We start from the raw sequence: 23,440 nt of genomic DNA, 5'->3' as shown, positions 1-23,440 counted from the left end.
ATCATCCTTAGTTGATTTAAATGTAGCAAAGCATCTTCATCCCAATTTTTAATTAATAATGTATATAGTTAGCCTGCTTAAGCAGGCTTTGTTGTGTTAGCCCCAGGCTTACAGCCTGCGGGCGTTGGGATGCAGCCTCACAAAGAATAAGAATTAATGCTTAATTAGCTTGCTCTACTTGTGGCATTGTTGCCATCAAAACTTCTGCAACACCAAAATTATCATAAGGAGTTGGCAAATAGTAAGTTTTATATGGTTCTAGAGGAGAAATATTGTCTTGAGTATCTAGTTCTTCAGCTAGGATACGGATTAACTTCAGCTTTTCTTGTGCCGACAGTTGTTGAATCGCGGGAAGTAGTTCCGTTAAAGTCATTTTTAGTTTATCGTTTTGCCAAGGCTCGACTTTCTTCTATATCATATATGCCAAACCTGAAAAACGATCGCAATGCTTTACGCGAGGTATTAACCCAAGCCAAAGCGATCGCAGTTGTCGGACATTCCGATAAACCCAATCGCGTTAGCTATCAAATCGCCCAGTTTTTGCAGCAAGCAGGTTACATAGTGTATCCTGTCAACCCCCTTGTAACAGAAATTGATGGAAAACCTTGCTATCCATCACTCAGAGAAATTCCTGCTACTGTAGATATTGTTAACATTTTTCGCCGGGCTGAGTATTTAAGCGAGATTATCGAAGATGCGATCGCAATTAATGCCAAAACCATCTGGGCGCAATTAGGTATCTGGGATCGCGTTGCAGAACAGCAAGCATTAGATGCTGGCTTAAACGTCATCATGGATGCTTGTATTAAAATTGAGTATCTGCAGTTGGGAATAGCTAGTACAATAAGGCAAAAGTAAAAAGTAAAAAGTAAAAAGTAAAAATGCTTATTTCGTAAGCTTTTTACCTATTTTAGATGGTATTCTTATTTCCTCTGTGCTGTACTAGTACAGGTCGGCGGAAATGAGCATACAATTGTAGTGCGAGCATCTTGCTCGCTGACAAACGCGAGCAAGATGCTCGCACTACTCTAGATTATCAAAATGAATTTATAAAATGGTATGGTTATTTACGCCATGCAGCACTAGTAATTCTTTCTTCCTTGTCCTCCTTTTCCCCCTGCAATTGAATATTTATTTACTTGGAATTTCCTTAATTTCATCCTCATCCCGAAAAATTTCTGCACCTATCTGGAATAGCAATCAACCCTGTTGTAACCAATACATAACTGACCAAAAAAAGTGGAAGGATGAATATTTTGCCACTTCTGTACTCCTATTTAACATTTCATCCTTGAGCAGACTTTGATCAATTAGAGGTTTTTATCATGGTTATTGATTTATTGAGCCGTAAACAGACTCACTTTGTCTTATGGCGTCCCAACTATTTTGCCACAGCGCCGACTCTCTACATTGGCACAGAAAATCCCCAAGATCCCAACCAAACCAATAAATTCGGCGAATTTAAGCTGCAACAATCACCCGAATTTCCCGAATTATGGGAAATTGCAGCCCAAGATTGCGGATTAACTGAAGGACAAGTTTACTTTTATTGGTTTAAAGTCCGCAACACAGATCCTTACGATATCGCCAATGCTAACCAAATTCTCTACTGCACCGATCCCACAGCTACAACTATAGATCGGCGCAAAAATGCACCCACACCATCGGAACCAGGGGGAGTTGCTAGCTTTGATCCCGCTAGCGTGGTGCTATATCAAAATGGACAGTTGATTCCTTGCGATCCCGATGGTGAAACTGTAAATTGGGAAGGCGATGCAGCTTTAGATAAACTACCAACTAATAATCGCTTGGTAATCTATGAATTACCTACCCGTTGGACGAAAATTAACCCCAATGGCAAAATTGAAGCTGGGAATGGCACATTTCGCGACATTCTCGCCCTATTGATTCCCGGAGTAACAGCGCCTAACTTCCGCGCATTGAGGACTTTAAACAATCGCGCCCATCTTGTAGAACTGGGAGTGAATGCTTTAGAACTTCTTCCTCCAGAAGATAGTGATGATGTAGAGAATTGGGGCTACGGTACTGCAAATTATTTTGCCGCAGATTACGATCTAGGACGACCAGACGAACAATCAGCACCGACAGCTTCTACCGATCTAGCTAATTTAATTAAAGTTTGCCATCAGCAAGGTTTACGCTTCTTTATCGACATTGTGATGGCATTTTCGCGGAATAATCCTTACCATAACGTGAATTTTCTCGATTTTTACATCAAATGGGGTAGCGGCGATCCCGAACAAGGTAATCGAGATGGCTTTGGCGGAGATTTATTTAAATACAATTATTGGGTAGAAGGTTATCACCCCATCACTGGTAAAAAATCTTGGTTGGTTCCCACACGAGAATATTTGAAAGCTCATATTGCTCATTGGATAGAATACTATCGAGTTGATGGGTTGCGCTTAGATAGCGTGAATAATGTTGCTAATTACGACTTTTTGCAAGAATTTAAAGATTTTGCCCGCACTTTATGGGATAAAAGGGGAGGGACAAGCGATCGCTTTGTAGTCATTGGCGAAGAATTAAGCGTACCTTTAGCTTTAGTGCATCAAAACCGTTTAGATGGATTGTGGAATGAGAAGTTTAAACAAATCATCCGCCAAGTTATTTTAGGTAAAAACGCCTGGGATGAACCAAGTTTTGAATGGAGTGTGCGCAAATTAATTGATTGTCGCAACTTAGGCTTTAGCGATGGTTCTCAAGCAGTAAACTACCTGACATCCCATGATGTCGGCGGTTATGGTAACGAACGGTTCTTTAACTATTTGGTAAATAACGGTATCGATCGCACTGAACCGCGCATTAAACTAGCCTTTGTCTGCTTACTCACTGCTGTGGGGATTCCCATGATTCTGGCTGGTGATGAATTTGCAGATCAACATGATTTAGTCATCGCTGATGAACATGGTAGCCATAAACAAATCGATCCTGTAAACTACAGTCGCGTTAAAGATGATTGGCGACAACGTATTTTTCAATATGTGGCGCGGTTAGTTCACTTCCGCAAAAACTCTGATGCTTTAGCAGTGAATGATACGCAATTCATTCATACAGATTTCAACGATGGTAAACGTGTCTTAGTTTGGCAGCGTGGCAATAAAGCTGATAATTTAGTTGTTGTCGTCGCCAATTTCTCTGATTATGGTACCCCTTGGGGTGCTGAATACCGAGTTCCCAATTGGCCTGCTACTCCCCCAGGTAAACAGTGGAAAGAAATTACCCAAGAGCGCATCGTCCCTCAAGAATGGGTAGGTAGAGAAGGTATCTTTCCTTGGGAAGCTAAGGTGTATACATTAGTGTAATCACCTTTGTGATACCAATTTAAAAAAAGAATGCGGTAGGGGCATGGCAGTGCCATGCCCTCTAGAATATATTGATGTGCCGCTTATTTTGCTAAAAAAGCTATGTGAGAAAATCACAACAAAACAAAATTTTTAGTCTCTGCAATTAACTAATTTGATAAAAAAATAGCGTATTATCGAATTCAACAAACCAGTAAGAATCCATTTTAATTGTTGCTAAAACTTCCGTATCTGTCCGATGGTCAATGTCTATCAAAACCTGGATATGGTGAGTATTGTGCAGCCGAAACTGATTTCCAAAATCAAATATGCCACTGATACATTTACCAAGAGTTGTATATTTTGCCATAAATTAACTAAGAAATAATATTGTGTAGAGATGTTGCATAAAAGCACTGATTTCAGTTAATTGTCAATTTCCCTTTTAAAATTGAGAATATTGTTAATCATGAACAGATTTACTTAACTCTTTATGGGGGGGTATGATGAGCCGTCCAATTATTCTTGGTATTGTTGGTGACAGTGCGGCAGGAAAAACAACATTAACTAGAGGGATTGCTCAAGTACTTGGGCCCGAGAATGTCACGATTATTTGTACCGATGATTATCATCGCTACGATCGCGTACAACGTGCAGAAATTGGAATTACCGCCCTTCATCCAGATTGCAACTATTTAGATATTATGCAGCAGCATTTATCACTGCTGCGTACAGGACAATCCATTCTCAAACCAGTATACAGCCACAAAACTGGGACATTTGAGCCACCGCATTATATAAAACCGAGTAAATTCGTGATTATTGAGGGATTACTTGGTTATTCCACCAGGGCTGCCCGTGATGCTTATGATGTCAAAGTTTACCTTGCACCCCCCGAAGATTTACGCGCCCAGTGGAAAGTGAAACGCGACACGCAAAAACGCGGCTACACCCCCGAACAAGTATTAGCAGAATTAGAAAAGCGCGAACCAGACTCAGAGCAATATATTCGTCCTCAACGTCAATGGTCTGATATTGTGATTAGTTTTTATCCACCGGAAGGGGAACAAGATGAAACTAACGGACATTTAAATGTCAGGCTGGTACTGCGTCCGACAATTCCCCATCCTGATTTTACCTCGATTATTCAATCAACTAACGGTAGTTCTGATTCAGCGATTCGCCTGGGATTAGATCGGGATATGGGTAAACCTGTGGATGTGTTAGAAGTTGACGGTCACGCGACTTTAGAACAAGTGAATAAACTAGAGCATATCATTTGCTCTGATATGCCACATCTTAAGAGCATATGCGATCGCGAAAGTAACCCCGAACTGGGTAAAGTTGCCGGTACCACCGGGGAAACATTGCAAAGCTATCCCTTAGCGCTAACGCAGTTGATTATTACTTATCACATGCTCAAGGCAACGCAAATACACTTATGAAAAACTCCACCCACAAGGGGATGGAGTTTTTGGGCATTGGGAATTGGGCATGGGGCATGGGAAATAACATACCGTTTCCCGCCACAAGCCCCAAGCGACGGGGATGTAATTACGAATTACGAATTACTAATTAACTCCAATGTTTTCGTCAGCCAACATCAACGCCTACGGTGTAGTTGTACTCGGAGTTGGTGCAGCAGCAGGAGTAGATTCACGGCTACGACGCAAAGCATTACGCAAACGGCTACCACTATCCGACGCTGGTGCAGATGGTTTCACAGTCCGTCGTCGTCTTCGCAATAAATTTTGCGTTGTTTCTCCTGATGTTCTCACATCTGCTGTCACTTCTCGCGATCGCCGTCGCAGACGATTACTCAAAGAATTCTCAGAATTTTGTACCCTGGTTGGAGTAGATTCTGCGGTATTTGTGCGCCGTAATCTCCGGCTAATTCTGGATTCTGTACTGTTAGTAGCACTTTGCTCCCTTTGTCTTGTTGATCTGACAGGAACATCGTTACTACCAGAAGTCGCCGCTTCTAAACGCCGTCTGCGTCTTGGTGTTTCTGTAGCAGAGTTGTTATTATTGGTGTTATTGCTAGAAGCTGCTATTTCCCTTTGTCTTTCACGTTCTTGACGTTCCTGTTGCTGCTTCCTTACTTGGCTATGGCGACGCGAACCTTGAATCGCATACTCTGTAGCTATCTGAACGCCTTGTCTACCGCTTTCAGAAGGCTTGAGTTTCCAATTCCTAGCTTGGCGTAGGTGTTCCTCATCTAATTCTCTATCGCCACTGGAACCAAGTAACCTCACATTAGTAACATTACCATTACTATCTGTATCAACAGCTACATTGACTCTGCCTTCTGCCTTCCGCCGTCTGGCTCTATCTGAGTATCTAACATTACATTCTTGACAAGCAGCACGACCATCGCCGCCACGCCGAGAATTACCTTCTCCATCGCCATTACTAGGTAATTTTGGGGTTGTGGGTGCAGTAGCTACAGGTAATCCGCCATTACCGACACCGGAACCGCTACCGCTACCAATCCCAGAGCCGCTACCACTACCGACACCGGAACCAGTACCGCTACCAACACCGGAACCATTACCGCTACCAATACCGGAACCGCTACCGCTACCAACACCGGAACCGTTACCGCTACCAACACCGGAACCGTTACCAGTACCAGTACCCGTACCAGAACCGCCAATACTACCAGAACCATTACCAGTTAATACGGATGTTCCACCGCCACCGCCACCGCCACCGCCGCCTGGCGTACCATTTCCTGGCGTTGCAGAATTGCTGATATTACTTGTAGCAACTGATTGACTGCTTTGAGAATTTCTAATTCCTCGTAGGGTATCGCGTAAATTACTGCTGGAATTACTGGAATTACTAGAATTACTGGAATTTGTTTGAGGTACCGCAACAGGCTTATCTGCGAGTTTTTCTGGCTGAACTTGAGGTTTAACTTGCTCGATAGGTTTCTTCAAGTTTTCCACCAACTTTTGAACAGGTGGTTCAGAGACAATGGGTTGCTTAGGGGGTGGTAATTCCACCTTGGCTGGGAGGGGAATCGGCTGTATTGGGTTTTCGGGTTTGACGATAGTTTCAGTTGGCGGATTAGTTGGGGAACTGGTTAGAACCTCAGTTTTTTCTTCAACTTCCAGCTTTTTAGGAGACTCCTCCGGCTTTGGTTCTACCTCTACCTTTTTCTCTTCCGGATTGTCGAGAACTGTAAACTCAATTGGTTCCTCTTCCTGGGGGGAAACTCTAGAGAAATAATTACCAACCCCAGAAGCGAGTACCGCTACATGGAAGCCAAGGGAACCAATTAGACTCAGAACCAAAAAACCTTTAAGCGCCTTTGTTTCTTTCTCTCGCTGCTCGAAAGTAGTGCCGGAGAAGCTCATAAGTATGTTGCCAGATATTCTCACTAACAAAGGTTAAATTGTCCTGGGGCAAAAGTCAATTAATATCTGTAAATATCCTGAATATTACTTTTGCGTTAGTTTGTCAACTATGACATCTTGTCAAGCATCAAGCTAGAACGATTGGATGAATGCTACTTGAATAATCGATACGTTTTCTGTCATGATACTTTCACATCAAGTTGAGAAGTATTCGCAGTATTCTATAATTCTCAGTTGAGAGTTTATCTCAATTTGCCTGAAAACTTACGGTATCAGCATATTCATTGAAATTAGACCAAAGGATGTATGGGGATTAAAGAGTTATTTGTCGCAGGTGGCGTGGTAATGTGGCCTCTGCTGGCGTTTTCTATTGTGGCGCTAGCTTTGATTGTTGAGCGCGTGCGGTTTTGGTATCGAATCAATACCCGCCAAGGTAAGGTGGTGCGAGAGATTCTCAATCTCTATCGCATGGATAATGTGGTGGGTGCAATTGAAAAATCTCGTCAAAATGTAAATTTACCGATTCCCCGAATTTTCCTAGCTGCTTTGGAATTGGAAGAACCCACACCAGAAGAATTTCGCTTGGCGTTGGAAAGTGAAGCGCAAGCAGAATTACCGATTATTAAGCGATTCAACACAATTTTTGACACAATTATCGGACTTTCACCATTATTTGGCTTATTAGGAACGGTGCTAGGTTTGATTGTGTCCTTTGCGTCTCTCAATCTGGGTGATGTTGGCGGGACAAAAACCGCAGGTGTGACATCAGGGATTAGTGAAGCACTAGTGTCTACAGCTTCTGGGCTAGTTGTGGCAATTTTCACCCTGTTCTTTGCTAATTCTTTTCGCGGATTAGCGCAACGTCAAACTGGCTTGATTCAGGAATATGGTGGGCAATTAGAACTATTGTATCGCCGTCGTTACGAACGAGGAGGAGAAAGACTATATGCGTCTACAAGATGAAGCGGATGTTCCAGCACAGATAAATATTGTGCCGATGATTGACGTAATTTTTGCGATTTTGACGTTTTTCATCATGTCCACCCTGTTTCTGACGCGCCAAGAAGGATTACCAGTCAACTTACCCCAAGCTTCGACTTCGCAACAGTCGCAAGTACCAACCAAAATTACTGTGACAGTGGAAGCTAACGGTAATATTAGCTTGAATAAAAAGCCGACAACAGTTGATGCGTTAACTGAACAGCTACGGGGTATGGTTGGTTCCACCCCAGACACGATTGTGGTAATTAACGCCGATCGCAAAGTGGAACATGGGGAGATTGTGACGATTATGGATCGAGTACGCCAGGTTAAGGGCGCAAGATTAGCGATCGCCACTCAAAAGCCTTAAATGTTACCTTTTGCGGGGGGATTTTTAGCGTTTTCGTAAGCTTTGCTGAGTTTTGATGAAGTAATTTTGAAGAATCCGCGATCGCCCCTTGCATTTACTGATTTAGCTGTTAATATGGGCGCATATACAGAAACTCTATACCGAACCTTACTTATCCTCTTTCGTTATACCGAACCTAAGTTATCCTTTTGTGTTTTGTCAAAAACATGAACCTCAGCAAAAACCCCCTATAAGGGGGTATTTTTATTTGGAGACGCGATTAATCCCATCTTGTTAGAGACGCGATTAATCGCGTCTGTACAAGAATCAACAGTTAAAGTTTTAAATTCCAAGCGGCGAAGGCTAAAGCACCCCAACCAGCGATAAAAGCTGCGCCTCCCAAGGGTGCAATTGCGCCTAAAGATTTGATACCAGTTAAACTTAAAGCGTATAAGCTGCCTGAAAATATGGCAATACCGAGAATGAATAGCCAACCACTGGCTATGAGGGTAGAAGGTGGCGACTCGGTGCGACTTAGTAGAATTCCTACTAATAATAATGCGATAGCGTGGTACATTTGATACTTTGCGCCCGTGTCAAAAATTTCTAGCGATCGCTCGCTGATTTTGTCTCGTAAAGCATGAGCGCCAAAGGCTCCAGCCGCAACAGATAAACCGCCAAACAGAGCAGCTATACTTAAAAAAATCTGCGTCATTATACTTAGGCGTAGATTGGTGGAGAAGATGTAGGGATGAAAGCAGAGAGAGAAGGGAAGGGGGATAAGGGAGACAAGGAAGACAAGGGAGACAAGGAAGACAAGGGGAAAAACCCACAACCAAGCATAACAATTTCTATTCCCTAGCCCCTAGTCCCTAGCCCCTAGTCCCTAGCCCCTGAAACATTTAAAGCTCAAAATGATATGATACAGTCCCATCTTCGCTGACTTGAAAATTAGCATTGAATTCTTTAGCTTTTTCGTCTAAATATTCTCTAGCGGCGATCGCGGGTAATTCTGATTTAACTGCAAAGCCAACAAGGGTCATGCGCCCTTTGTTTTCTTGTAACATTTGATAAAAAATCCCTTGTAGGCGATCGCTCATTTGTTGATTTATTGCTTTTTTCTCTTGTTTGCTTTGATAATATAATCCTAAACTCAGCCATCCCCCTAAAATTAAAGTAGGAACGCCAAAAATTAAACCTTGCCTAGCCGTATTATCCAGGAGATAAAGAGCATCTTTATTAAAGAATTCTCTTGCACCTCTTTCTTCATTAGCGCCGGGGATTGGCTTCAATAAGTTATGTTTCTCAATTCCTGCTGAGACTGATAGAGTTAAAAACATGAATCCGAGTGTGAGTAGCCAACCAGCAGCTAATTTTTCAGCAGTTTTCATAAATCTCTCTCAGATTTTAACTTTGCTTGCAATTTTAACTTTAGTTTTGCCAAGCTTCCAATGGTTAAGAGTCAATAGTCAATAGTCAATAGTCAATAGTCAATAGTCAATAGTCAACAGTCAACAGTCAATAGTCAATAGTCCAAAGCCTATAGTTATTAAATGATGACAAATGACAAATGACAAATGACAAATGACTACTCTTCTAACATCGCCAAAAACTGTACTTCTGTTAATTGAGGAATTCCCAAGGATTCGGCTTTGGCTAATTTGGAACCCGCATCTTCACCTACAAGTAAGTAATCTGTTTTTTTACTGACTGAATCTGTTACCTTACCGCCGGCTTTTTGAATTAAACTTTTAGCTTCATCACGCTTTAATGTGGGTAATGTTCCTGTGACAACAAAGGTTTTACCCGCTAATGTTTGCTTACCTTCAGTTATTGTAGTTTCTTGAGTAGTTTCTAACTGTAACCCTGCTGTTTGTAAGCGAGAAATTAATGTTTGATTGGCTGCAATTTTAAACCATTGATGTACAGATTCGGCAATTTCGTCACCAATTCCGTAAATAAGCGCAATATCTGACTGTTTAGCTTGAGCTAATTTGTCTACCGAGTTAAACTTTTCTGTTAATAATTGGGCGTTGACGCTGCCAACATGACGGATACCTAAACCATACAATACTCGCGACCAAGGTTGATTTTTTGATTGCGCGATCGCATCAATTAATTTCTGTGCCGATTTTTGTCCCATTCGTTCTAAACTACATAACTGGGCTTCGGTGATATTGTATAAATCAGCGACGGAATGCACTAAACCTTTATCGACGAGTTGATGTACTAGTTTTTCCCCCATTCCTTTAATATCTAAAGCATCGCGGCTTACCCAATGTTCGATTGCGCCTTTGAGAATCGCCGCACAGGAAGCGTTAACACACCTAGTAACAGCCTCACCTAATTCTCGCACCACCGGTTGTCCGCAAACTGGACAATTACTAGGCATAATAAACGGTTGTGTATTATCAGGACGCAGTTCTTTCAGTACTCGCACTACCTCTGGAATAATCTCGCCGGCTTTGCGAACAATGACTGTATCGCCAATGCGGATATCTAATTGGGTAATGCGATCGCTATTATGTAAAGTAGCTCTAGATACTGTCGTACCTGCTAATTGTACTGGACGCATTTCTGCCAAGGGTGTTAACGCGCCGGTTCTCCCCACATTTACAGCAATATTTTCCACGCGAGTAGGTGCTTCTTCGGCGGGATATTTCAACGCTACCGCCCACCGGGGGAATTTTTGGGTAAATCCTAGTTGTTCTTGCAGTTTAAAGGAATTGAGTTTGACGACGACTCCATCGGTCATGTAAGCTAAATTTAGCCTTTCCGTATCCCAATATTTGTAGTAATCGCCCACATCCGCCAGGGAAGGACATAATTTATGGTTGGGATTGACGCGAAAACCCATTTTTTGCAACAATTCCAAAGCTTGCCATTGAGTATTAGCAATACTGGCATCATCTCTACCGGGAATGTGTAGGGTATAAGCGAAGAAATCTAAGCGTCTGCGGGCGACAATGCGCGAATCTAATTGTCTCAGGGTACCAGCCGCAGCATTGCGGGGATTAGCGAATAATTGCTCCGAGGTTTTTTGTCTTTCTTCGTTAATTTGTTTAAATACTTCTAAGGGTAGAAAAGCCTCACCCCTGACTTCTACCTTTTCTAAAGGTTCTAAGCCGTCGAAATTTAAGCGTAAGGGAATGGAACGAATTGTGCGCACATTTTGGGTAATATCTTCACCTGTTACCCCATCACCCCTAGTAGCACCTCTAGTTAGTATGCCATTTTGATAAGTAAGAGCGATCGCCGAACCATCAATTTTCAATTCTGCAACATAGTCTACTGCATCAGTTTTCGGTACTTGTCTTTGCCAACGCTGATCCCATGTTTGCAACTCGTCTAAATTAAAGGCATTTTCCAGACTATATAAGGGAATATTATGCCGCACAGATGTAAACTGCGTTGCAGGTCTTTCACCCACACGCTGAGTCGGACTATCCGGTGTTATTAGTTCTGGATACTGGGTTTCTAATTGTTGCAATTCTCGATATAACTGGTCATAGACTGCATCCTCCATAATCGGCGCATCTAGGACATAATAAGCATAGCTAGCTTGCTGTAATAATTGACGTAGTTCTGCTACGCGCTTGGTTTCTGGCTGACTCTGTATCATTGCCTGTTTACAAAATACTTAGCAAATAAATTTAACGATGTTTTGCTAGTATAGCGACTGACTTTGAGGTTTTGAGTATTCCGGAAAATAGAGAATGTCATTCCAAGAATAATTTATCTAAAATCAGGGCAATGAAGACAATTGCGCAATTTACAACCCCCATTATTATTGCACATAGAGGTGCTAGCGGTTACCGTCCAGAACATACATTAGCGGCTTATGAACTGGCAATAGATTTAGGGGCTGATTATATTGAACCCGATTTAGTGGCAACTCAAGATGGTGTATTAGTTGCGCGTCACGAAAATGAAATTTCGGAAACTACGGATATAGCGCAGCATCCAGAATTTGCTGAACGTCAAACTACTAAAATTATTGATGGGGAAAGTAAAACAGGCTGGTTTACAGAAGATTTTACCTTAGCAGAACTGAAAACTCTGCGGGCAAAAGAGCGTATTCCCCAAGTGCGATCGCAAAATACAATTTATGATGGATTGTTGGCAATTCCTACATTCCAAGAAATTATCGATTTAGCTAAAACTAAAAGTATAGAAATTGGGCGGACTATTGGTATTTATCCAGAAACTAAACATCCGACTTATTTTCAATCTATCGGATTAGCTTTAGAAGAACCTTTACTAGCAATTTTACAAGCTAATGGTTATCAAGGCGCAAATGCACCGATTTTTATTCAATCTTTTGAAGTTAGCAACCTTAAATATTTAGCGAATAAAACTGATTTACCTTTGGTGCAATTGTTGAATAATACTGGTAAACCTTATGATTTTATCGTTAATGGTGATATTAGAAGTTATGCAGATTTAGTTACAGAATCAGGTTTACAAGAAATTGCTGAATATGCACAAGCGATAGGAATTCATAAAAATTTGCTCATTCCTATAGATAATAATAAAAAATTACTGTCTCCGACATCGTTAGTTAGTGATGCTCATGCAGCGTCTTTACTAGTCCATGCTTGGACATTCCGCAATGAAAATTTATTTTTACCTCTCGATTTTCAAGATAATCCGCAAAAAGAGTATGAGCTATTTTTTAGCTTAGGCGTTGATGGTGTATTTAGTGATTTTCCCGATACTGCAAATTTGGTAAAATTACAAAATAGCAATATACAATAATAATTAAAAAAGTAGGGTGTGTTGTCGCGTAGCGCAACGCACCGTATTATTAATAATTGAAGGTGCGTTAGCCTGCGGCATAACACACCCTACGAATAAATTAAAATTGGGGAGCATCCCAATTTTGACGCAATACCCTAGAAGGGTATTGCTATACCAACAAAGCCTGCCTTCGCAGGCTATCAAACTTTTAGCCTGCGTTCGTCGAAGACGTTCCCGAAGGGTAGGCAGGCTTCGTATTTCTAGCCCCACCCTTATAGGGTGAGGGCGTTTTTGCACATTTGGGATGCTCCCTAAAATTGATATAGCAATCTTATTTGAGATGCAAACAAAAGGGACAAGGAAGACACAGCAGATTGCCAGTTGGTGAGGTACAGATTATCTTTGATTGTAGGGGCACTGGCACTGCCATGCCCCGAAGCGCATACCTCATTTACTGTAAGTATTTATAAATTCATTTATGATTGCAATATCATAAATTATCTTTAACCCCAAAATCGGGACTTTTACGCCTGTGCGTCCTAAAATTCGTTCTGGCATTGTTGCTAATGCTGTTCCAGAAGTATTATTTGTTAAGGTATCAGCGCCGACAATACCGCTAGCCATAGCAACAGTCGTTAGCAAGAAATTTCGCCTGGTTTTGCTGTTTTTCATATATTCTCTATAAAAAGTATAATTAATTACATTGAAATAGATATTTTCAACTGAAATATTATGGTGAGTTCTGGCTGGATTCAGCGCGGAAACTACTATTCAATTCATCTATCAAAGGGTATAACCCCTCATCCCAAATCGCGTTGAAAATGCTACAAGTACAACCTTGGTAGGCGAATTTATGTCGTCTATAATAAGCCTTTATTCACATCTTGCATTCTAGACAAGAAGAGACATGCTTTATGTAACTTAAGGTGTAACTTCCTATTGTTCTGGCTGACTGTGAAATTGACTATCTATATAAATTTTATGAATGCTGAAGATTTTTTGACTCAGGGTTTAAACAAAAACTTTCAAGGGGACTATCAAGGAGCGATCGCGGATTACAATCAAGCTATAGAACTGAAACCTCAGTTTGCGGAAGCTTACTATAATCGGGGGATGCTCGTTAGCAGCGAACTTCAAGATTATCACAGTGCGATCGCCGATTTTAATCGAGCTGTGGAAATTCATCCTGATTTTGCGGAAGCTTACTGCAATCGGGGAAATGTACGTTTTCTATTACAAGATTACGAAGGCGCGATCGCCGATCATCAGCAAGCGTTAAAAATCAACGCCAATCTTGCTGAATCTTATCACAGTTTGGGTAAGGCTTATTTTGCCTTGGCAGACTACGATACAGCCTTAGAAAATTTTCATCAAGCTGTAGAAATTAATCCTGTGTTATCTACTTATATTAATGTTGATATTGCCAATGCTTTCCATAATCGCGGTGTTGCACGTTGCGATCGCGGCGATAATCAAGGAGCGATCGCAGATTTTAACCAAGCTTTACAGTTAAATTCTCACTTCGCCGCCGCTTACACCAATCGCGGTAATGTTTATCATATCCTGGGTGAGTATTTGCAAGCAATCAACGATCATAACCAAGCATTGCAAATCGATGGCAATTTAGCCGAAGCTTACCACAATCGCGGCAATGCCCGTTATGCTCTCACAGATTGTCAAAGAGCAATTAAAGATTACAATCGCGCTTTAGAAATTAATCCTAATTTTGCTGGTGCTTATTATAATCGCGGTTTAGTGTACGCTCACCTGGAAGATTATCAGCAAGCGATCGCGGATTTTAATCGCGCCATCGAACTCAATCCTGATGATGTCCAAGCATACTATGAACGGGGACTAGTGCGCAGTGCTTTAGGTGATTATCAAGGAGCCATCAGCGACTATAACCACGCATTGCAAGAGAATCCCACCTTAGATTTAGTATACGGCTTAAGGGCTAATGTGCGTCGTCAATTAGGAGAATATCAAGAAGCAATTAAAGATAGTACAAAACTCTTGCAACTTAATCCTCTCATGGCTGAGGGATATTGCGATCGCGCTGCGGCGAGACGTAGTTTAGGCGATTATCAAGGGGCAATCAAAGATTATGATTGGGCTTTGATGTTTAATGCCAACTTAGCTACAGCTTACTATGGGCGGGGGATAGTTCGGGAAGCTTTGCAAGATTACCAAGGCGCAATTAACGATAATACCCAAGCCATCGAAATTGCTCCAGACTTTTCCCAAGCTTATTGTAACCGGGGTAACGTCCGCCGCCAAATTGGGGATGAACAAGGAGCGATCGCAGATTATGACCAAGCTATTGTATTAAATCCCGAATTAGTGGAAGCTTATTATAATCGCGGTTCTTTGCGTTATGCGCTGGAAGATTATGAAGGGGCGATTGACGATTATACCCAAGCCTTAAAATTAAATCCTCGTTCGGCTGCATTTTATAGCGATCGCGGTAATGCGCGTTATGCTTTAGAAGATTATGAAGGGGCAATTGTAGATTATAATCAAGCGATCGCCATTGAGCCTAGTTTTGCTGAAGATTGGTTTAATCGTGGACGTAGTCATTCATGGTTAGGCGATTTAGAAACTGCACTGAAAGATTTAAATCAAGCCTTACAATTGCAACCCCATTGGACAGAAGCTTATTTAGTACGTGCTGATGTTTACCGTAATTTAGGGGATTATGAAAAAGCGATAGCCGACTTCCAAGAATCTGCTGATTTATTCCATAAAGATGGAAATTTACAATACTACCGCGAAATACTTAACTTAATTGCCGAATTAGAGTGAGAAGATGAGTGCTAGATCCCCCTTCAAGAACTTGGGGATCTAACCACCCTTGTGATATATTCACACTTGATTATTCAGCAACGCTGATTTTGCCTTTGCTTTTTTGATTCTAGTAGCTCTAGCTTTACGAATGCGATCGCTTTTCCGCACCCCACCTGCTATTTTATATTGGGAACTGTCGTTACCATATCTACAAGCCACACCTAACAGTATTCTCTGAGACAGCTGATTTAAAGATTTTTCCATCACATTAAGTTCAGTTGTGCTGGTATCAACTACTTCCAAAGCTTGATTATGAGCATCTAATTTCTGGCTTAATGTCTCAATTAGCTCCATCATCTTTTGTAAATCGCAAGCATCGCCAAAACTTATATTTGGATCGATAGCTTGTAATCCCATAGCGCGCGCTTTCGCTTTTTCCAGAATTCGTGATGTTAATTTTTGACGTGCCATAGATCCAATCCTGTATAAAGTTCTACAGCTAGCTTGCCTTAATCAATCTTTATTTTGGTTCAGCATAATTCCCAGAATATTGTCTGGTTAGCAATCAAATATGGGGAATATTACGTAAATCAACGTAAGTAGTTGATGCTGGAAGCGATCGCACCTGGTTATGATGTCGAAATTGCTACATACATAACAAAAATCACGACGTTGGTGATGACAGGCTTGATGTTCCTAGGCTAATTACTTGTCGTCAGCACCACTGTTTTTCGATAAACTAAAGTAGAGTTATTTTAAGTCATAACTAATGATGTCTTCACTTCCCATCAACGAAGCTCAAAATAATTTGCAAGCGCTAATTGATCGAGTAGTACAACAGGGTGAACCTGTAATTATTCAAGGCGATCGCGGTAATGTAATTCTATTAGCGGAAAAAGATTGGTCTGCAATTCAAGAAACTCTTTACTTATTATCGGTTCCCGGAATGGGAGAATCTATTAAGGAAGGACTAGCAACTCCGCTTGCAGAATGCGATAAGGAATTAGATTGGTGAGTTGGCAATTAGTTTACACCAAGCAAGCACAAAAAGATGCAAAGAAATTAGCTGCTAGTAATTTAAAAGAAAAAACTCAGGAATTACTAGCGATACTCGAACAAAATCCTTTGCAAAATCCTCCACCCTATGAAAAGTTAGTTGGCGACTTAGCAGGTGCTTATTCTCGCAGGATAAATATACAGCATAGGTTAGTATATGAAATCATTGAATCTGAGCAAGTAGTCAAGATTATTCGGATGTGGACGCATTATGAGTAAATGCATCAGATGGATTAGATAACCTGAGTTTTCAAAATCAGGGCTTTAGCCTTTATTATCGTACACTTCTGGATTCACACAATGAGGAAGACGATCGCCTTTTAACCCAGCAATCAAATTTGCGATCGCCATTTCTGCCATTTTTTTTCTTGTTTGCTGACTAGCACTGCCAATATGCGGTGTAATTATTAAGTTATCTAAACTCAACAACAGACTATCCATTGGTAGGGGTTCGATTTCTGTCACATCCAAAGCGGCTGCGGCTATTTGTTTTTGCGACAGTGCGCGATACAATGCATTCTCATCGATAATCGTACCTCTAGCGGTATTAATTAAGATAGCTGAAGGTTTCATTAATGCAAATTCGCGATCGCTCAATAAATGATAGGTATCTTCTGCACCCGGTGTATGAATCGTCATAAAATCAGATTCTTGCAGTAACCTTTCCAAACTGACAAATTCTGCATTCAGTAATTTCTCGACATCTGGCGCGCATCTTTGTCTATTTGTATACAAAATTTTCATTTCAAAACCTTGGGCACGACGAGCAACAGCTTGTCCAATGCGCCCTAATCCGATAATCCCTAAAGTAGCGCCTGCTACATCCGGGCCTAATAATAAATCTGGTTCCCAAGTCTTCCACAAACCCGCGCGAGTAAACTTATCTGCTTCCACCACTCGCCTAGCTGCGCCCATGATTAGCGCCCAGGTTAAATCTGCAGTAGCATTGGTTAAAATACCAGGCGTATGACCAATAGGAATTTTTTTGGCTGTAGCTGCGGCAATATCGATATTATCGTAACCCACCGCCATTTGACTAATAACTTTGAGAGAAGAAGCGGCGATTAATTCACCGTCAATTTTGTCGGTTAACAGACATAATAATCCATCAACCGCCTTGGCTTTAGCTAAGAGAACATCGTAAGGTGGTGGTTGACGTTCCGGCCAGACTTCCACATTTGCGTAGGCGTAGCCCGTCGCAGACATCGCCTGTAGTTGTTCTAAACTAGCAGGTAAGCGGCGTGTAATAAAGACTTGAAAAGACATATTAGTTAATGTATAGCTATTTTTCAAAATTCTGCATAAAGCGATCGCAATCCACCTATATAAAATCATATAAGTAAAGAACATTCTTGAAGTTGACCGTTGACTGTTGACTGTTGACCGTTGACTTTTGACCATTGACCATTGACTCTTGACTCTTGACCAATGCCCCATGCCCCATGCCCCATGCCCCATAACCTATGTGCCCACGCGGAGTAACAACCAGTAGCTCGATTCAAGCGCAGAAAACAATTGTCCCGAAATTGTGGTTATTACTGGTGGGTGTGAATCAATATCAAGATGCGGAACTTCCTTCTCTACGTTACTCCGCAGTTGATTGTCAGGTACTTGCTGAAGCTTTAGCAGTTGCAACCAAGGAGCAATTTCCCCAAAAAGAGGTAAAGATTTATCACGACTTTGCCCAAAAATTGCCACTATTATCCACACTGAAAACAAGTTTACAGGAAATTGCGGCTAATGTGCAAGCAATTGACACAGTTTTATTTTATTTTTCGGGTCATGGGATATTACAACCAAATACTCAAGAAGCATTTTTGTGTTTGGCAGATACCCGTAAAGATAATTTAGAACAGACTGGTTTACCTGTTAAAGAACTTTTGGCACAGTTAAGTAAAAGCGGCGCACAAAATCAATTAGTTTGGCTAGATGCTTGTCATAGTGGAGGAATGACACTGCGGGGAGTTGGAGAAACTTTATTAAATCCCACGCCGCAATTAGTAGAGGTTTTGCAACGCAATGCGGGTAAAAGTAAGGGTTTCTACGCCTTACTTTCCTGTGATGTGAATCAACTATCTTGGGAATTTCCCGAATTAGGACATGGCGTATTTACTTATTTTTTAACGCGGGGTTTATATGGTGATGCCGCCGATGCTCAAGGCGTAATTTTTGCGGATGGGCTATATCGCTATGTTTATCACCAGACTTTACAATATATAGATAAAACCAATCAACAATTACGCTTAATTAATCAGCAAAAACGCGGCAAGGGAGACAAGGAACTAAAGCGCGAATATCCTTTACAAACGCCTAAGCGGATTGTCGAAGGAGTGGGAGAATTAATATTAGGTAAAATTCCCGCGATCGCTGAATCGAATTCTGTAAGATTAGCATTAGTAATTGAAGGGTTTATTGGTTCTCAAGGGTCGCGGGATTTTAGTAAGATATTAGTTGACACTGGCGATTTTGAATTGGAATATTTGCTTCGTTCAGGAGAAACAACTGGTAAAGATATTCGTCATGCAATTCAACAAGCTTTAGGTGTCTATTATCGCCAAGTAGAAAATGATGGCAAGACAAAGGGAGAAGGAGAAAAGCCTGTATTTGCTAATTATAATAATGATGCGTTTCCTCAACCTGTCTTGGATGCGCTGGAAACCTCACAGCTAAATTCAGAAGTTTATTTGCATGATTCCCAGCATTCTCTACCAGAAGCGGCAACTATATTATTGTATTTACGGGGAAGATTAGAAGAAACCCCAGCAGGAGAAGCTGCATTATTAATAGCAGATGATATTTGGCTGAGTCGTTCTTGGTTAAAACAACAATTACGCCGTTCGCAAATAAACCAACAGATTATAATTTTAGATTTTCCTGTAGTCGCAACTAATGTATCCTCTCTGCAAGAATGGGTAGAGGATTTGCGCCTAGAATCGGAGAAAGGACAATGTATTATTGCGGGTACTTCCCCAAAAGATAATCCTGAATTCTTCGCTCAAACATTAATTGCAACTTTAAAAGCTGCTAATCAACAAGCTGGTTTATCTGTAGCAGGTTGGATTACTCAATTACAAGTGCAATTAGCAGCACAAACACAACGCAATTCATTTTTACCTTTGCATTTTTGGTTATCAGGAACTCAAGGCGTAATTGAAATTATCCCCGCAATAACTGGTGCGCGCAGTCAGAAAAAATCGGCTTTAGATTTGAGAATTTGTCCTTACCGAGGATTAAAAGCTTTTGCGGCAGAAGATGCACAATATTTTTTCGGACGAGAATCTTTAACTCAGCATTTAATTAGTCAAATTGCTCATAAATCTTTCTTAGCTGTAGTCGGTGCTTCTGGTAGTGGTAAATCTTCCGTCGTGCAAGCAGGATTAATTGCCCAATTACGTCCGGGGAAGCAATTACCTGGAAGTGATTCTTGGTTAATTAAAAGTATGCGTCCCGGTGCGCGTCCTTTGGCAGAGTTGGCGAGGCGGTTGGGGGAAGGTGACAAGGGGACAAGGGAAGGGGGTTTGTCTTCATCACCCCAGCTGGTGCTGGAGGGAATGCTTTATCAGGGGGTGGAAGGCTTTGTTTATTGGTTGCGCAGTCGTCCTGAGTCTGTGGTAGTTTTGGTGGTAGATCAGTTTGAGGAGTTGTTTACCCTTGCACCTGGTGAAGATAGACAGCGATTTTTAGAGTTGCTGCTGGGTGCAATGGAATATGCTGCTGATAAATTTAAATTAGTTATTACTTTACGCGCTGATTTTATCGCTGCTTGTTTGGAAGTTCCAGCGCTGGCGAGTTTATTACAAGAATCTAGTATATTGGTTCCGCCGAATTTGAGCGATCGCGATTATCGTCGTGTCATTATTAATCCAGCAGAACAAGTCAGCTTAAAAGTTGAGTCGGAACTAGTGGAAGTTCTGTTACAGGAGTTAAACCACTCGGCTGGCGATTTACCCCTGTTAGAATTTGTCTTAGAACAGTTGTGGGAATTTCGCCAAGATGGAAAACTGACTCTCGCAGCTTATCAGCAACAGGTAGGTGGAATTAAAGGTGCGTTAGAAAGAAAGGCTCAAGCTGTTTACGAAAGTTTAGATTCTCCAGCGCAAGATTGTGCTAGATGGATTTTCCTCTCCCTCACTCAATTAGGGGAAGGTACAGAAGATACCAGACGTAGAGTATGGAAATCAGAGTTAGTGGTGCAAAAATACCCCGTTGCTTTGGTGGAAAGAACTCTGCAAGTATTAACTGCGGCGAAGTTAGTCGTGGTGAATGTGGATGATGAGGTGGTGGGAGGAGATAAGGGAGATAAAGGCGCAGCTGTAATTGCTGCTCTACCAGCGTCAGCTGTCACAATAGAAGTAGCTCATGAAATTTTGATTCGTCATTGGTCAACTTTGCGCTGGTGGTTAGAGGAGAATCGTAGTAGATTGCGATCGCAGCGTCAAATTGAACAAGCTGCAGCTTTATGGAAACATAATCAGGAGCAAACTGATTTTTTGTTGCAAGGTATCCGGTTAGCTGAGGCGGAAGAAATTTATATTAAATATACCGATGAATTATCTGAAGATGTGCAAAGTTTTATTGCAGCTTGTTTAGCCGAAAGAAAACGCCAGCAATTTGCGCAAAAAAAGCGTCTGCGTCAAGCGCAACAAGCAATTATTGTGATTAGTGTGTTGGGTATTGCTGCTAGTGGTTTTGGGGTTTTCGCTTATTTCCAAAAACAAGCGGCGCAGTTACGAGAAATTTCTGCTTTAAACGCTTCCTCGGAAGCTTTACTATTATCCAATCAGCAATTAGAAGCTTTAATTGCTGGTGTAAAATCTGGGAGAGAAGTTAAACAAGTATCTACAGCAAATAAAGATATTCAATTAACAACCATTGCGACGCTTGAGCAAGCTGTCAGCCAATCTCAAGAAATCAACCGTTTGCAAGGACACAGCCAACAAGTTAACGCCGTAAGTTTCAGTCATGATGGTAAAATAATCGCCTCTGCTAGCGATGATGGGACAATTAAACTTTGGCGTGTAGATGGTAAAATTCTCAAGACGATTACCGATAATCAAAGAGTTACATCTTTAGTTTTTAGTCCCGACGATAAATTAATTGCTGCCAGCACAGATAAATCTATCAAACTCTATAATATAGATGGGAAAATTATCAAAGCTTTCACAGGATACGCTGATATTATCAACAGCCTTGATTTTAGTTACGATGGTAAAACGCTTGTATCTGCCAGTCGAGATAAAACGATAAAGTTATGGCGAATTGATGGAACTATAATCAATACTTGGAATGCTCATAACGGTTGGGTAAATACTGTTAGCTTTAGTCCAGACAGTCAAATTATTGTTTCTGGTGGCGAAGATAATTTAGTCAAGCTGTGGCGCTTCACTGATGGGAAACTGCTGCAAACGCTGTCAGGACATAAAGAACGCATTACCTCTGTAAAATTTAGCCCAGATGGAAAAATTATCGCTTCTGTAAGTGGCGATAAAACTATCAATTTATGGAATCGTCAAGGCAAAATTTTACAAACCATTGAAGGACACACAAATCAAATCAATAGTATCAGCTTTAGCCCAGATGGTAAAATGCTAGCTACTGCTGATGATGACGCAGTTATTAAAATTTGGCAGAATCAGAATCCATCCCAAATTGAATATATCCTCAGCCAAACTTTCAAAGGACATGGTGGTGTAATTAATAGTCTGAGTTTCAGCCCAGATGGTAAAATGATTGCTTCTGCTAGCGCTGATAAAACTGTCAGAATTTGGGAAGTAAATAATCTAGCAAATACTTTAGAGAAAGGTAAGTTTTACAGTGCCAATTTTAGCCATGATAACCAAATGTTTGCGGCGGCTGGCTGGGATGGCATAATTAAAATATGGCAGCGAAACGAAAAGTTGATTAAATCTATATCTGGAAACAAACAGCCAATTTACGCCGTAGATTTTAGCCCAGATAATAAAATTATCGCTGCTGCCAGTGACGATAAAACAATTAAATTATGGAATATAGCTAATAATTCTCTAATTCATACCTTCACAGGAAATTCTGAGCGAGTAACCAGCATTAGTTTTAGCCCAAATGGTAAAATTTTAGCTGCTGGTAGCGCCGATAAAACTATTAAAATATGGCAAATTGCAGATAAAAAATTACTTCACAAATTAACAGGACATACAGACGCAGTTAGCAGCGTCAGTTTTAGTAATGATGGTAAACTGCTAGCTTCTGGTAGTTACGATAATACGGTAAAACTTTGGCGCATTGACGGTAGCCTTGTCACAACTTTACAGGGAAACGGACTAGCGATCGCATCTGTGAAATTCAGTCCCGATAACACCATCCTCGCTGCTGCTAGTTTAGACAATAGCATCAAACTGTGGAACGTCGCCAACGGAACTTTAATCCACACCCTCACCGGACATTCCAGTGGTGTCACCAGCTTGAGTTTTCTCCCCCATAGTCAAATAATCGCCTCTGGTAGCGTTGATGGTACGATTAAGCTGTGGAATATCCGCGATTTTAGTTTACTCAAAACTCTAATCGGTCACCCTGGTAAAATTAATAGCATCAGCTTTAGCCCCGATGGTAATACCCTAATTAGCGCAGGTGAAGATAGCGGGTTAAAGCTGTGGAATTTGAATTTAGCCGACTTACGCCAAAGCGGTTGCTTGCGTATCAAAAATTACCTAAAAAACAACCCCAATGTCAACGAGAGCGATCGCCATATCTGCGATAATTAACTCTTAATCAAGACTTGATTGCCGTATTTTTTCGCACAAAGTATCCTGACTAAGTACATCTCATCTTATGTCATCAATCAGGTTACAAAAAGTATTATGCAACCAAATAGACGAAAATTTTGC

General features: G+C 41.2%; 18 protein-coding genes. 10 read left to right on the top strand and 8 right to left on the bottom strand.

What is annotated here, in order from left to right; all coding sequences use genetic code 11:
- Positions 1-160: 160 nt before the first annotated feature.
- Positions 161-373: a hypothetical protein gene (locus AACW45_RS18785; RefSeq protein WP_190628407.1), complete on the bottom strand. Its 213-nt coding sequence runs from the start codon at positions 371-373 to the stop codon at positions 161-163.
- Positions 374-420: 47 nt separating this feature from the next.
- Between AACW45_RS18785 and AACW45_RS18780 the strand changes: the two genes are divergently transcribed.
- From AACW45_RS18780 to AACW45_RS18770, 3 genes are all read left to right on the top strand, one after another.
- Positions 421-858: a CoA-binding protein gene (locus AACW45_RS18780; protein ID WP_190628405.1), complete on the top strand. Its 438-nt coding sequence runs from the start codon at positions 421-423 to the stop codon at positions 856-858.
- Positions 859-1,325: 467 nt separating this feature from the next.
- Positions 1,326-3,326, top strand: coding sequence for an alpha-amylase family glycosyl hydrolase (locus AACW45_RS18775; protein WP_190628403.1), 2,001 nt, complete (start codon positions 1,326-1,328; stop codon positions 3,324-3,326).
- Positions 3,327-3,811: 485 nt separating this feature from the next.
- Positions 3,812-4,750, top strand: a complete 939-nt coding sequence (locus tag AACW45_RS18770; RefSeq protein WP_190539053.1) for a phosphoribulokinase — start codon at positions 3,812-3,814, stop codon at positions 4,748-4,750.
- Positions 4,751-4,915: 165 nt separating this feature from the next.
- Here AACW45_RS18770 and AACW45_RS18765 read toward each other — a convergent pair whose 3' ends face one another.
- Complete coding sequence (locus AACW45_RS18765; RefSeq protein ID WP_190628401.1) at positions 4,916-6,667, bottom strand: energy transducer TonB; 1,752 nt, start codon at positions 6,665-6,667, stop codon at positions 4,916-4,918.
- A gap of 306 nt (positions 6,668-6,973) precedes the next feature.
- Between AACW45_RS18765 and AACW45_RS18760 the strand changes: the two genes are divergently transcribed.
- Both AACW45_RS18760 and AACW45_RS18755 read left to right on the top strand, forming a co-directional pair.
- Positions 6,974-7,630: a MotA/TolQ/ExbB proton channel family protein gene (locus AACW45_RS18760; protein WP_190628399.1), complete on the top strand. Its 657-nt coding sequence runs from the start codon at positions 6,974-6,976 to the stop codon at positions 7,628-7,630.
- The gene (locus tag AACW45_RS18755; RefSeq protein ID WP_190628397.1) at positions 7,614-8,018 is read left to right on the top strand and encodes an ExbD/TolR family protein; all 405 of its coding nucleotides are present in this window, start codon (positions 7,614-7,616) and stop codon (positions 8,016-8,018) included. Before AACW45_RS18760 ends, AACW45_RS18755 begins: the two co-directional genes overlap by 17 nt.
- A 313-nt stretch (positions 8,019-8,331) precedes the next feature.
- On the opposite strand, the gene AACW45_RS18750 is transcribed toward AACW45_RS18755, so the two are convergent.
- The 3 genes from AACW45_RS18750 to ligA all read right to left on the bottom strand — a co-directional run bounded on the left by AACW45_RS18750 (position 8,332) and on the right by ligA (position 11,619).
- Positions 8,332-8,712: a DUF423 domain-containing protein gene (locus AACW45_RS18750; RefSeq protein ID WP_190628395.1), complete on the bottom strand. Its 381-nt coding sequence runs from the start codon at positions 8,710-8,712 to the stop codon at positions 8,332-8,334.
- Positions 8,713-8,899: 187 nt separating this feature from the next.
- Entirely contained in the window at positions 8,900-9,388 is a 489-nt protein-coding gene (locus AACW45_RS18745) for a hypothetical protein (RefSeq protein ID WP_190628393.1), read from the bottom strand.
- A 197-nt stretch (positions 9,389-9,585) separates the two neighbouring features.
- Complete coding sequence (ligA, locus tag AACW45_RS18740; RefSeq protein ID WP_190628391.1) at positions 9,586-11,619, bottom strand: NAD-dependent DNA ligase LigA; 2,034 nt, start codon at positions 11,617-11,619, stop codon at positions 9,586-9,588.
- Between the two features lie 131 nt (positions 11,620-11,750).
- On the opposite strand from ligA, the gene AACW45_RS18735 reads away from it, so the two are divergent.
- The gene (locus tag AACW45_RS18735) at positions 11,751-12,755 is read left to right on the top strand and encodes a glycerophosphodiester phosphodiesterase (protein ID WP_190628389.1); all 1,005 of its coding nucleotides are present in this window, start codon (positions 11,751-11,753) and stop codon (positions 12,753-12,755) included.
- Between the two features lie 429 nt (positions 12,756-13,184).
- Here AACW45_RS18735 and AACW45_RS18730 read toward each other — a convergent pair whose 3' ends face one another.
- Positions 13,185-13,409 (bottom strand): hypothetical protein, encoded by a 225-nt coding sequence (locus AACW45_RS18730; RefSeq protein WP_242045512.1) that lies wholly within the window; start codon positions 13,407-13,409, stop codon positions 13,185-13,187.
- A gap of 309 nt (positions 13,410-13,718) precedes the next feature.
- Between AACW45_RS18730 and AACW45_RS18725 the strand changes: the two genes are divergently transcribed.
- Positions 13,719-15,539 carry a tetratricopeptide repeat protein gene (locus AACW45_RS18725; RefSeq protein WP_190628387.1) on the top strand — a complete coding sequence of 607 codons (1,821 nt, stop codon included), beginning with the start codon at positions 13,719-13,721 and terminating at the stop codon, positions 15,537-15,539.
- A 60-nt stretch (positions 15,540-15,599) separates the two neighbouring features.
- Here the strand turns inward: AACW45_RS18725 and AACW45_RS18720 are convergent, their stop codons facing one another.
- Entirely contained in the window at positions 15,600-15,992 is a 393-nt protein-coding gene (locus tag AACW45_RS18720; protein ID WP_190628386.1) for a hypothetical protein, read from the bottom strand.
- A gap of 298 nt (positions 15,993-16,290) precedes the next feature.
- Between AACW45_RS18720 and AACW45_RS18715 the strand changes: the two genes are divergently transcribed.
- Together AACW45_RS18715 and AACW45_RS18710 are read left to right on the top strand one after the other, a co-directional pair.
- Complete coding sequence (locus tag AACW45_RS18715; RefSeq protein WP_242045511.1) at positions 16,291-16,536, top strand: type II toxin-antitoxin system Phd/YefM family antitoxin; 246 nt, start codon at positions 16,291-16,293, stop codon at positions 16,534-16,536.
- Positions 16,533-16,796 carry a Txe/YoeB family addiction module toxin gene (locus AACW45_RS18710; RefSeq protein WP_190628385.1) on the top strand — a complete coding sequence of 88 codons (264 nt, stop codon included), beginning with the start codon at positions 16,533-16,535 and terminating at the stop codon, positions 16,794-16,796. Before AACW45_RS18715 ends, AACW45_RS18710 begins: the two co-directional genes overlap by 4 nt.
- Before the next feature lie 45 nt (positions 16,797-16,841).
- On the opposite strand, the gene AACW45_RS18705 is transcribed toward AACW45_RS18710, so the two are convergent.
- Entirely contained in the window at positions 16,842-17,843 is a 1,002-nt protein-coding gene (locus AACW45_RS18705) for a 2-hydroxyacid dehydrogenase (protein WP_190628744.1), read from the bottom strand.
- 197 nt (positions 17,844-18,040) lie between these two features.
- Between AACW45_RS18705 and AACW45_RS18700 the strand changes: the two genes are divergently transcribed.
- Positions 18,041-23,317 carry an nSTAND1 domain-containing NTPase gene (locus AACW45_RS18700; protein WP_190628383.1) on the top strand — a complete coding sequence of 1,759 codons (5,277 nt, stop codon included), beginning with the start codon at positions 18,041-18,043 and terminating at the stop codon, positions 23,315-23,317.
- Positions 23,318-23,440 lie beyond the last annotated feature (123 nt).

It is taken from the genome of Calothrix sp. FACHB-168, from assembly GCF_963889195.1.
Classification (GTDB): Bacteria; Cyanobacteriota; Cyanobacteriia; order Cyanobacteriales; family Nostocaceae; genus Aulosira; species Aulosira anomala_A.
Note: the sequence above shows the minus strand (reverse complement) of the source record. Positions and strands in the feature narration are given on the sequence as shown.